Origin of the sequence: Streptomyces sp. NPDC085927, from assembly GCF_044540975.1 — a bacterium.
Taxonomy (GTDB): Bacteria; Actinomycetota; Actinomycetes; order Streptomycetales; family Streptomycetaceae; genus Streptomyces; species Streptomyces hirsutus.
The window spans coordinates 16,777-27,557 of sequence record NZ_JBITSN010000007.1 but is presented as its reverse complement, the minus strand read 5'-3'; the positions used below and the strand labels follow the sequence as shown (position 1 = coordinate 27,557).

At 72.7% G+C, this 10,781-nt stretch carries 12 protein-coding genes; 2 read left to right on the top strand and 10 right to left on the bottom strand.

From position 1 onward, the window contains the following. Positions 1-108 precede the first annotated feature (108 nt). From der to aroH, 5 genes are all read right to left on the bottom strand, one after another. Positions 109-1,587, bottom strand: coding sequence for a ribosome biogenesis GTPase Der (gene der, locus ACIF80_RS19750; RefSeq protein ID WP_399806202.1), 1,479 nt, complete (start codon positions 1,585-1,587; stop codon positions 109-111). 75 nt (positions 1,588-1,662) lie between these two features. Beyond that, positions 1,663-2,310, bottom strand: a complete 648-nt coding sequence (locus ACIF80_RS19745) for a lysophospholipid acyltransferase family protein (RefSeq protein WP_399806200.1) — start codon at positions 2,308-2,310, stop codon at positions 1,663-1,665. Further along, positions 2,307-2,969: a (d)CMP kinase gene (gene cmk, locus ACIF80_RS19740; RefSeq protein WP_399806198.1), complete on the bottom strand. Its 663-nt coding sequence runs from the start codon at positions 2,967-2,969 to the stop codon at positions 2,307-2,309. The genes ACIF80_RS19745 and cmk overlap by 4 nt, the downstream gene beginning before the upstream one ends. A gap of 223 nt (positions 2,970-3,192) precedes the next feature. Next, entirely contained in the window at positions 3,193-4,278 is a 1,086-nt protein-coding gene (locus tag ACIF80_RS19735; RefSeq protein WP_399806196.1) for a prephenate dehydrogenase, read from the bottom strand. Next, on the bottom strand, positions 4,275-4,637 hold the full coding sequence (gene aroH, locus ACIF80_RS19730; protein WP_399806194.1) for a chorismate mutase: 363 nt from the start codon (positions 4,635-4,637) through the stop codon (positions 4,275-4,277). Before aroH ends, ACIF80_RS19735 begins: the two co-directional genes overlap by 4 nt. A gap of 173 nt (positions 4,638-4,810) precedes the next feature. On the opposite strand from aroH, the gene ACIF80_RS19725 reads away from it, so the two are divergent. Continuing rightward, positions 4,811-5,278 carry a Rieske (2Fe-2S) protein gene (locus tag ACIF80_RS19725; RefSeq protein ID WP_399806192.1) on the top strand — a complete coding sequence of 156 codons (468 nt, stop codon included), beginning with the start codon at positions 4,811-4,813 and terminating at the stop codon, positions 5,276-5,278. 22 nt (positions 5,279-5,300) lie between these two features. After that, complete coding sequence (locus ACIF80_RS19720; RefSeq protein WP_399806190.1) at positions 5,301-5,993, top strand: DNA polymerase beta superfamily protein; 693 nt, start codon at positions 5,301-5,303, stop codon at positions 5,991-5,993. Between the two features lie 32 nt (positions 5,994-6,025). Here the strand turns inward: ACIF80_RS19720 and ACIF80_RS19715 are convergent, their stop codons facing one another. From ACIF80_RS19715 to ACIF80_RS19695, 5 genes are all read right to left on the bottom strand, one after another. Further along, positions 6,026-7,045 (bottom strand): ADP-ribosylglycohydrolase family protein, encoded by a 1,020-nt coding sequence (locus ACIF80_RS19715; RefSeq protein WP_399806188.1) that lies wholly within the window; start codon positions 7,043-7,045, stop codon positions 6,026-6,028. After that, entirely contained in the window at positions 7,042-7,761 is a 720-nt protein-coding gene (locus ACIF80_RS19710) for an NUDIX hydrolase (protein ID WP_399806186.1), read from the bottom strand. The genes ACIF80_RS19715 and ACIF80_RS19710 overlap by 4 nt, the downstream gene beginning before the upstream one ends. A 61-nt stretch (positions 7,762-7,822) precedes the next feature. After that, positions 7,823-8,899 (bottom strand): pseudouridine synthase, encoded by a 1,077-nt coding sequence (locus ACIF80_RS19705; RefSeq protein WP_399806184.1) that lies wholly within the window; start codon positions 8,897-8,899, stop codon positions 7,823-7,825. A 21-nt stretch (positions 8,900-8,920) separates the two neighbouring features. Then, a complete protein-coding gene (scpB, locus tag ACIF80_RS19700) occupies positions 8,921-9,574 on the bottom strand; it encodes an SMC-Scp complex subunit ScpB (RefSeq protein WP_399806182.1) in 654 nt (217 codons plus the stop codon). Continuing rightward, a complete protein-coding gene (locus tag ACIF80_RS19695) occupies positions 9,571-10,767 on the bottom strand; it encodes a segregation and condensation protein A (RefSeq protein WP_399806180.1) in 1,197 nt (398 codons plus the stop codon). Before ACIF80_RS19695 ends, scpB begins: the two co-directional genes overlap by 4 nt. Positions 10,768-10,781: the final 14 nt, after the last annotated feature.

Genomic DNA, 10,781 nt, shown 5'->3' with positions numbered 1-10,781 from the left:
GGCGGGGCGGCGGGCCCGGGGCCCCCCGGGCCGGCCGCCGGCCGGGGGGGTGCGGGGGGGGGGCCCCGGCGGGCCCCGCCCCCCTTCACCCTGCGTGCCGTCGTGACGTCACTTCTTCTTGCCGCGCTTCTCGCGCACCCGCACCGAGATGTGGATGGGGGTGCCCTCGAAGCTGAACTCCTCGCGCAGCCGGCGCTCGATGAACCGCCGGTAGCCCGCCTCGATGAAGCCGGAGGCGAACAGCACGAACCGCGGCGGCTTGGTGCCCGCCTGGGTACCGAACAGGATGCGCGGCTGCTTGCCGCCGCGCACGGGGTGCGGGTGGGCGGCGACCAGCTCGCCGAGGAAGGCGTTCAGCCTGCCCGTCGGGACGCGGGTCTCCCAGCCCGCCAGCGCCGTCTCGATCGCCGGAACCAGCTTCTCCATGTGGCGTCCGGTGCGGGCCGACACGTTCACCCGCGGCGCCCAGACGACCTGGCCGAGCTCGGTCTCGATCTCCCGCTCCAGGTAGTAGCGGCGCTCCTCGTCGAGGGTGTCCCACTTGTTGAACGCGAGGACGAGCGCGCGTCCCGCCTCGACGGCCATGGTGACGATGCGCTGGTCCTGCACCGAGATGGAGTCGGAGGCGTCCAGGAGGACGACGGCGACCTCGGCCTTCTCGACGGCGGCGGCGGTGCGCAGCGAGGCGTAGTAGTCGGCGCCCTGCTGGAGGTGGACGCGCTTGCGGATGCCCGCGGTGTCCACGAACTTCCAGGTGGTGCCGCCCAGCTCGATCAGTTCGTCGACCGGGTCGCGGGTGGTGCCGGCGATCTCGTTGACGACGACGCGCTCCTCGCCGGCGACCTTGTTCAGCAGCGAGGACTTGCCGACGTTCGGGCGGCCGATCAGGGCGATCCGGCGCGGGCCGCCGACCGCAGTGCCGAAGGTCTGCGCGGGAGCCTCCGGCAGCGCCTCCAGGACCTGGTCCAGCATGTCGCCGGTGCCGCGGCCGTGCAGGGCGGAGACCGGGTGCGGCTCGCCCAGGCCCAGGGACCACAGGTAGGAGGCGTCGGCCTCGCCGCTCGGACCGTCCACCTTGTTGGCGCACAGGACGACCGGCTTGCCGGCCTTGCGCAGCAGCCGGACGACGGCCTCGTCGGTGTCGGTCGCGCCCACCTTGGCGTCCACCACGAACACGACGGCGTCGGCCGCCTCGATCGCGTACTCGGCCTGCGCCGCCACGGAGGCGTCGATGCCGAGGACGTCCTGCTCCCAGCCCCCGGTGTCGACGACCTTGAAGCGGCGGCCCGCCCACTCGGCCTCGTAGGTGACGCGGTCGCGGGTGACGCCCGGCTTGTCCTCGACGACCGCCTCGCGGCGGCCGATGATGCGGTTCACCAGGGTCGACTTGCCGACATTGGGGCGGCCGACGACGGCGAGCACGGGCAGCGGGCCGTGTCCGGCCGCCTCGATGGCGCCCTCGACGTCCTCGGGATCGAAGCCCTCCTCCGCGGCGAGCTCCATGAACTCCGCGAACTCGGCGTCGCCGAGCGCCCCGTGGTCGTGCTCGTGCTCGGCCGAGCCGTCGGGCTGGATGTGGTCGTTCATGAAGTCCGTACCTCGTTGTTCATCGTGGTGGTCGGTGGAACATCCGATTCCGGGCGTTCCACTACTCAGTGTCCGCTAGCGCCCGGTGAGGCGCCTGGCGTTTTCCAGGTGCGCGGTGAGCTGCTTCTGGATGCGCTCGGTCGCCTCGTCCAGCGCCTTGCGGGTACGCCGTCCGCTGCCGTCACCCGCGTCGAACGGGTCGCCGAAGACGACGTCGACGCGGGAGCGCAGCGGAGGCAGCGCCTTTATCAACCGTCCGCCCTGCCCGGAACTTCCCAGGACGGCGACGGGCACGATCGGCGCGCCGCCGCGCAGGGCGAAGTAGGCGAGCCCCGCGCGCAGCGAGGCGAAGTCGCCCTCGCCGCGGGTGCCCTCGGGGAAGATACCGAGGACGCCGCCCTGCCGCAGGACGCCCAGCGCCCGGGAGATGGCCGTGCGGTCGGTGGTGTTCCGGTCCACCTTCACCTGGCCGATGCCGGTCAGGAACGGGTCGAGCGGCCCGATGAACGCCTCCTGCTTGATCAGGAAGTGCGTGGGCCGGGGCGCCACGCCCATGACCATCGGACCGTCGATGTTGTGGGAGTGGTTCACGGCGAGGAGCACCGGACCGGAGGCGGGTACCCGCCAGGCACCCAGCACGCGCGGCTTCCAGAATCCGTACATCAGGCCGACGCCGATACGCCGCCCGACCTCGGCGCCCCGCGCCGACGGAAGCCCGGTCACCGGTCGGCTCGCTTCTCCTCGACGAGGGTGACGACACACTCGATGACCTGCTGCAGGGTCAGGTCGGTGGTGTCCACCTCGACCGCGTCGTCCGCCTTGGCCAGCGGGGAGGTCTTGCGGCTGGAGTCGGCCGCGTCCCGCTTGACCAGGGCCTCGCGCGTGGCGTGCAGGTCGGCGCCCTTGAGCTCACCGCTGCGGCGGGCGGCCCGCGCCTCCGGGGAGGCGGTGAGGAAGATCTTCAGGTCGGCGTCGGGCAGCACGGTGGTCCCGATGTCGCGGCCCTCGACGACTATGCCGGTGACGGCGGAGGCGGCGATGGAGCGCTGCAGCTCGGTGATCCGGGTGCGCACCTCGGGGACCGCGCTGACCGCGCTGACCTTGGAGGTGACGTCCTGCTCGCGGATCGGGCCGGCCACATCGATGCCGTCGACCGTGATGGCGGGCTTCTCCGGGTCGGTGCCGGAGAGGATCTCGGGCTTGCCGGCCGCGGCGGCGATCGCGGAGGGGTCGGCGGTGTCGATGCCGTTGGTGACCATCCACCAGGTGATCGCCCGGTACTGGGCGCCGGTGTCCAGGTAGCTCAGGCCGAGCTGTGCCGCCACGGCCTTCGACGTGCTCGACTTGCCCGTGCCGGACGGGCCGTCGATGGCGACAATCACTGGCGTGGAGCTTTCCACAGTGGGGACCTTCCTGGACCTGGCTGGCGGGGAGCGGGGCGCGAAACCGCCCTGCACAAGGTTACTGGGTGTGCGTCCCCCGATCGGCCGTACCCGGGGACGGGGACGCGACCGCCCGGGACCGGCACCGCCTTCGGCTCCGGTCCCCGGCCGCCCGTCGCCCGCCCACCGCGGACGACACCCGCCGTCCGCCGTCCGGCAGGCGCTACTGCCGGATGGACCAGCCCCGCTCCCGCAGCGCCGCGGTGAGTACCGGAGCCGCCGGGGGCTCCACCATGAGCTGTACCAGACCGGCCTGCTGCCCGGTCGCGTGCTCGATACGGACGTCCTCGACGTTGACGCCCGCACGGCCGGCGTCCGCGAAGATGCGCGCCAGCTGACCCGGCTGGTCGTCGATGAGCACCGCCACGATCTCGTACGCACGCGGGGCGGAGCCGTGCTTGCCGGGGACCCGGATCTGGCCGGCGTTGCCGCGGCGCAGCACGTCCTCGATGCCGGTGCCGCCCTCGCGCCGCTTGTCCTCGTCGGAGGACTGCAGCGCGCGCAGGGCCCGTACGGTCTCCTCCAGGTCGGCGCCGATGTCGGTGAGCAGGTCGGCGACCGGACCGGGGTTCGCGGAGAGGATGTCGATCCACATCCGGGGGTCGGAGGCGGCGATCCTGGTCACGTCCCGGATGCCCTGCCCGCACAGCCGTACGGCGGCCTCCTCGGCGTGCTCCAGGCGCGCGGCGACCAGGCCGGCCACCAGGTGCGGCATGTGGGAGACCAGGGCCACGGCACGGTCGTGGGCGTCGGCGTCCATGACGACCGGGACGGCCCTGCAGTGCGAGACCAGCTCGAGGGCGAGGTTCAGCACCTCGGTGTCGGTGTCCCGGGTGGGCGTGAGCACCCAGGGGCGGCCCTCGAAGAGGTCCGCGCCCGCGGCCAGCGGGCCGGACTTCTCACGGCCGGACATGGGGTGTGTACCGATGTACGCCGAGAGGTCGAGCCCACGCTGCTCCAGTTCGCGGCGCGGCCCGCCCTTGACGCTGGCGACGTCGATGTAGCCGCGTGCCACACCGCGCTCCATGGCGTCGGCGAGCACCCCGGCCACGTGGGCGGGCGGGGCGGCGACGATCGCCAGGTCCACCGGCCCCTCGGGGGGCCCGTCGGTACCGGCACCGAGCGCGGCGGCCGTACGGGCCTGTTCCGGGTCGTGGTCGGCGAGGTGGACGGTGACGCCCCGCCGGGACAGGGCGAGGGCGGCGGACGTGCCGATCAGTCCGGTACCGATGACGAGTGCGGTTCTCACTGGGCGATGTCCTTGCGCAGGGCCGCCGCGGCGCCGAGGTACACATGGGCGATGTCGACGCGCGGCCGGTCGGACTCGATGTGCGCCAGGACGCGGACGACGCGGGGCAGGGCGCCCTCGACGTCCAGTTCCTGGGCGCAGATCAGGGGAACGTCGACGATGCCGAGCTTGCGGGCGGCGGCGGCCGGGAAGTCGCTGTGCAGGTCGGGCGTGGCGGTGAACCAGATGCTGATCAGGTCGTCCGTGACCAGATCGTTGCGTTCCAGTACCGCGGTGAGCAGCGCGCCGACCCGTTCCTCCATGTGGCCGGCCTCGTCCCGCTCGAGCTGGACGGCGCCCCGGACCGCTCGTACCGCCACGGCGTTGCTCCTTGCTGACGTGCGTATCGGTTGTTCGGTCGTCCAGCCTAGTCAGAACGGGATCGGCCGGTGTCCGGTGCCCGCCCGCCGAGACGGCCGGTGCGAAAATGCCTTGATACCCCGCAAATCACCCATCCTCTGCGATTCCCTCCCCTCTCCCCCGGAGTGATGACATGACCGGCACGGCCCCCCACACGACCTCCCACACGACTCTGCGCACCACACGACGCACCGTCCTTCTCGCGGCGGGCGCGACAGCGCTGGCCGCCGGCTGCGGCGGGAACGGAGGCGAAGGCGGTGACGGTTCCTCGCCGGCCACCACCTCGGACACCGCGGCGCCGGACGGCACGGCGGGGCGGGAACTCGCCACGACCGACGCCATCCCGGTGGGCGGGGGCGTGATCTTCAAGGACGAGAAGGTGGTGGTGACCCAGCCCGAACAGGGCGGCTTCAAGGCCTTCTCCGCGATCTGCACCCACCGGAACTGCCTGGTGGCGAGGGTCTCGGACGGCACGGTCGACTGCGCCTGCCACGGCAGCCGGTTCCGGATCACCGACGGCTCGGTGGCGCGGGGGCCGGCCACCAGGGCGCTGCCCGTGGAGCGGATCGCGGTGGAGGGAAATTCGATTCGCCTGGCGTGAGCCGGCCCGTACGCTCCCGGGCATGCACTCCGCCGAGCTCCTGGTCCGCGACCACACGGTCTACGCCTGCGTCATGGGTTCGCGTGCCTTCGGTCTGGCCACGGAGGGCAGCGACACCGACCGCCGGGGCGTGTTCCTCGCCCCCACTCCCCTGTTCTGGCGCTTCGACAAGCCGCCGACGCATGTCGAGGGCCCGGCCGAGGAACAGTTCAGCTGGGAGCTGGAACGCTTCTGCGAGCTGGCCCTGCGCGCCGACCCCAACATCCTGGAGTGCCTGCACTCGCCACTCGTGGAGCACGCCGACGACACCGGCCGCGAACTGCTCGCCCTGCGCGGCGCGTTCCTCTCCCGCCGGATCCACGAGACGTTCACCCGGTACGCGTACGGGCAACGCCGCAAACTCGAGGCCGACGTCCGCACGCACGGGGCGCCCCGCTGGAAGCACGCGATGCATCTGCTCCGCCTGCTGGCCTCCGCCCGCGACGTGCTGCGCACGGGCGCCCTCACCGTCGACGTGGGCGAGCAGCGCGAGCCGCTGCTCGCGGTGAAGCGGGGCGAGGTTCCCTGGTCCGAGGTCGAAGCCCGGACGGCCCGGCTGGAGCGGGAGGCCGGCGAGGCGCTGCACCGTACGCCGCTCCCGGCGCAGCCGGACCGACGCCGGATCGAGGACTTCCTGGTCCGCGTCCGCCGCGCTTCCGCGCTGCGGGCAGGGTAGGGCGGGCGGCCCCTTACCGTGAGCGCTCCCCCTCAGAGGTCCCAGAGCGCTCCCAGGGCCAGCAGTTCGTCCCGGTACTCGATGCGGTCGGCCCAGGCGTCCGGCCAGGCGTCCGCGCCGAGGTGGGCGCCCGCGAAGGCACCCGCGAGGCAGGCGATGGAGTCGGAGTCGCCGGAGGTGCAGGCGGCGCGGCGCAGGGCCGTGAGCGGTTCGTCGACGAAGAGCAGGAAGCACAGCAGCCCGGTCGCGAGGGCCTCCTCCGCGATCCAGCCCTCCCCCGTCGCCAGGCACGGATCGGTCTCGGGCGAGACGGTGCGCACGGCGTGCCGGAGGCGTTCCAGGACCTCCAGGCACTCGTCCCAGCCGCGCGCGATGAAGTGCTCGGGGCTGGGGTCCCCCGCGCGGGTCCACAGGTCGCCGAGCCACACCGTGTGGTAGCGGGTGCGGTTCTCGTAGGCGTAGGAGCGCAACAGGCCGATCAGCCCGGTCGGTTCGGCACCCTCGGCGAGCAGGCGTACGGCGTGGGCGGTGAGGTCGGAGGCGGCGAGCGCGGTCGGGTGCCCGTGGGTGAGGGCCGACTGCAACTGGGCGGCACCCGCGCGCTGTTCCTCGCTCAGCCCGGGGGCGAGCCCGAGGGGCGCGACCCGCATGTTGGCGCCGCAGCCCTTGGAGCCGACCTGACTGGCGTCCTGCCAGGGGCGGCCCTCCTCGGACAGCAGGTGGCAGGCCTTCAGGCAGGTGTTGCCGGGCGCCCGGTTGTTCTCGGGCGAGCGGTACCAGTCCACGAACTCCTCGCGCACCGGCCGCTCCAGCCGCTTCGGGGCGAGCCGCCCCCGGTCCATCGCCGTGCGCAGTCCGCGCCCCAGGGCCAGCGTCATCTGGGTGTCGTCGGTGACGATCGCCGGCTTCGGCAGGTCCATCTCCCGCCACGGCCCGAACCTGGCGAGGATCGAGGGGACGTCGTTGAACTCGGTGGGAAAACCGAGCGCGTCCCCGAGGGCGAGTCCGGTGAGCGCGCCCGTGGCGGCGCGCTTGGTGACGACGGTGTTCATGCGGGACGTCCTTCCGGGGCCGGCCGGAGCAGAGGCGGGTGGAGGGTGGTGGCGGTGCCCGCCCGGTGGAGCGCGGCGGGTTTGCCCCGGCCGCCGGTGAGGCGCGCGGCACCCGGGACCGGTTCGACGAAGCCCGCGGAGGCGAGCACCTTGCGCCGGAAGTTGGGCCGGTCGAGCGTGGTGCCCCACACGGCCTCGTAGACCTGCTGCAACTCGCCGAGAGTGAACTCGGGCGGGCAGAAGGCGGTGGCGAGGCAGCTGTACTCGAGCTTGGCGCCGACGCGTTCCCGGGCGTCGGCCAGGATCAGGTCGTGGTCGAAGGCGAGCGCCCGCGCGGAGTCGTACGGGATCCAGCGGGCCTGCGCCGCGTCGCCGCCCCCGCGCGCCTCGGGAGCGTCGGGCAGCAGCGCGGTGAACGCGACGGAGACGACCCGCATCCGGGGATCGCGGCCGGGTTCGCTGTAGGTCCGCAACTGCTCCAGGTGCAGTCCGGACACGTCCGTCAGCCCCGTCTCCTCGGCGAGTTCACGCCGGGCGGCGGTCTCCGCCGACTCGTCCGGCCGCACGAACCCGCCCGGCAGCGCCCAGCGGCCCGCGTACGGCTCCTCACCGCGCTCGACGAGCAGGCCGTGCAGCACACCCGCGCGGAGCGTGAACACGGCGAGGTCGACGGTGACGGCGAAGGGCTCGTAGGCGTGTTTGTCGTAGCCGCCCACGACCGCACCCCCTTTTATAGTCAGGTCGACTATAAAAGGGGGTGCGGTCGTTCACAAGGCCTTAGAGCTCGACTTCCTGCATCAGCATGCCGACCTCGGTGTTCGACAGCCGGCGCAGCCAGCCCGACTTCTGGTCGCCCAGGGTGATCGGCCCGAAGCCGGTGCGCACCAGCTTGTCGACCGGGAAGCCCGCCTCGGCGAGCATGCGGCGCACGATGTGCTTGCGGCCCTCGTGCAGGGTCACCTCGACGAGGTAGTTCTTGCCGGTCTGCTCGACGACGCGGAAGTGGTCCGCGCGCGCGTAACCGTCCTCCAGCTGGATGCCGTCCTTCAGCCGCTTGCCCAGGTCGCGCGGGATCGGCCCGATGATGTGGGCGAGGTAGGTCTTCTTCACCCCGTACCGCGGGTGGGTCAGCCGGTGGGCCAGCTCACCGTGGTTGGTGAGCAGGATGACGCCCTCGGTCTCGGTGTCGAGCCGGCCCACGTGGAACAGCCGGGTCTCGCGGTTGGTGACGTAGTCGCCGAGGCACTGACGCCCCTCGGGGTCCTCCATGGTGGAGACGACACCGGCGGGCTTGTTCAGCGAGAAGAACTGGTAGGACTGGGTGGCGACGGTCAGCCCGTCCACCTTGACCTCGTCCTTCTCCGGGTCGACCCGGCGGCCCTGCTCCAGCACGATCTCGCCGTTGATCTCGACCCGCGCCTGCTCGATCAGCTCCTCGCAGGCGCGCCGGGAACCGTACCCCGCGCGGGCGAGGACCTTCTGCAGCCGCTCGCCCTCCTGCTCGGCGCCCGGGAAGGTCTTGGGGAGCCTGACGTCCTTCTTCTCCGCGTACCGGTCGCGGTTGCGCTCCTCGATCCGCGTCTCGTACTCGCGCGAGCGGCCCGGAGCCGTACGGCCCCCGCCGCCCTTCTGGCCGGACCGGGAGCCCTGGGAGGAGCCGCCGGACGGCTTGGCGCCGGTGCGGCCGGACTTCGGGCCCTCCTTGGTGGCCCCGGGTCCCACGTCGTAGCGGCGCTCCTCCGGGCGGGGCTTGCCGGGGCGGCCCTGCCCCTGCTTCTGGTCCCTGTTGCCGCCGGAACCGCGGGGGTTACCGCGTCCGCCGCTCTTGCCGCTGCCGCTGCCGCTGCTTCGCATCACATTTCCGTTGTTGTCGTTTTAGGCATGTTCGTCGGATGGACCGTCGTCCGGGTCCGGGGCGTCCGGATCGAACGACGGCACGGCTTCCTGGGTCTCGGCCTCGATCGCCTCCGCCTCGGGGAGGAAGGGCGCGAGCTCCGGGAGCTCGTCCAGACCGCGCAGGCCCATCCGCTCCAGGAAGTAGTTCGTCGTCGTGTACAGGATCGCACCTGTTTCGGGTTCCGTGCCCGCCTCCTCGACCAGACCGCGCTGCAGCAGGGTGCGCATGACCCCGTCGCAGTTCACTCCGCGCACGGCGGAGACCCTGCTGCGGCTGACCGGCTGGCGGTAGGCGACCACGGCGAGGGTCTCCAGGGCGGCCTGGGTGAGCCGGGCCTGCTGGCCGTCCAGGACGAAGCTCTCGACGGCCGCGGCGTACTCGGGACGGCTGTAGAAACGCCAGCCGCCGGCGACGAGCCGCAGCTCGAAACCGCGTCCCTGGACGGTGTACTCGTCGGCCAGTGCCCGCAACGCGTCCGCGACCTGCCGTCGGGGCCGCTCCAGGATCTTCGCCAGCCGCTCCTCGGTCGCGGGCTCGTCCACGACCATGAGAACCGCCTCCAGCGCGGGCCCGAGCTCGAGGTCCGCGACGGTACGCGGCCCCTCGGGAGCGTCACCTGTGTCCTCCCTCACGTCCTGCTCACCCCTTCTCCTTCCTCCGGCGGCTCTCCCGGTGCTTCGGGCGGTCGGTCGAACTCGTCGGTGACCGTGGGGGCGGCGTCCCCGGCACCGCCGGTCCAGCGCACGGTCAGCTCACCGAGCGCGGTCTCCTGGTCGAGGGCGACGGCCTTCTCCCGGTACAGCTCCAGGAGCGCGAGGAACCGGGCGACAACGGTCAGGGTGTCGTCCGTGTCCTCGGTCAGGACCCGGAAACTGGCCTCGCCGAGCACCCTCAGCCGCGCGACCACGATCCCGGCCTGCTCCTGCACGCTGACCAGTGGTGCGTGGATGTGGTCGACGTACACCTGCGGCTTGGGCCTGGGCTGCATCGCCTTGACGGCGAGCCGGGCGAACCCCTCCGCGCCGATGCTGATGACGACCTCGGGGAGCAGCTCGGCGTGGTGCGGCTCGAGCCCCACGGTACGGGGATGGCGCCGGGCCTCCGCGTCCAGCCGCAGGCCGAAGATCTCCGCGATCCGCTTGTACGCGCGGTACTGGAGCAGGCGGGCGAACAGCAGGTCCCGGGCCTCCAGCAGGGCGAGGTCGGCCTCGTCCTCCACCTCGGCGGCGGGCAGCAGGCGGGCCGCCTTGAGATCGAGCAGCGTGGCCGCGACGACCAGGAACTCGGTGGTCTCGTCCAGGTCCCAGTCGGGTCCCAGCGCCCGGATGTACGCCATGAACTCGTCGGTCACCCTGGACAGCGCGACCTCGGTGACGTCCAGCTTGTGCTTGGAGATCAGCTGAAGCAGCAGGTCGAACGGTCCTTCGAAGTTCGACAACCGGACCTTGAACCGGCCGTCGTCCCCCACCTCTTCCTTCTCGGCCGCCTCTGCCGTCTCGACCACTTCGGGCCCCGCGAGCGCCTCGGACTCCGCGGTCTCGTCGGCCGTCCCGGCTCCGTCGGCCCTCGGAGTCCCCTCGGCACGCTCCGGGCCGTGCGTCCCCGCACCGGCGTCCCCCGCACCTGCCACCACGGGCCCGGCGGCCGGTTCGTCGCCCGTCCCGGGGCCCGCGGGCGCCGTCCCGGGCGGCAGACCTGCGTCCGGCTCCGCCCCCGCCTCCGCGGGCGGTGGCACCGGCGGCACACCCTCCGGTCCCCGCCCCAGCGCGCGACGGCGGCCGGGCCGCGGGCCGCGGCCGGCGGCGGGGGTGTCGTTCGAGGTCATGGCCTCCGCAGGCT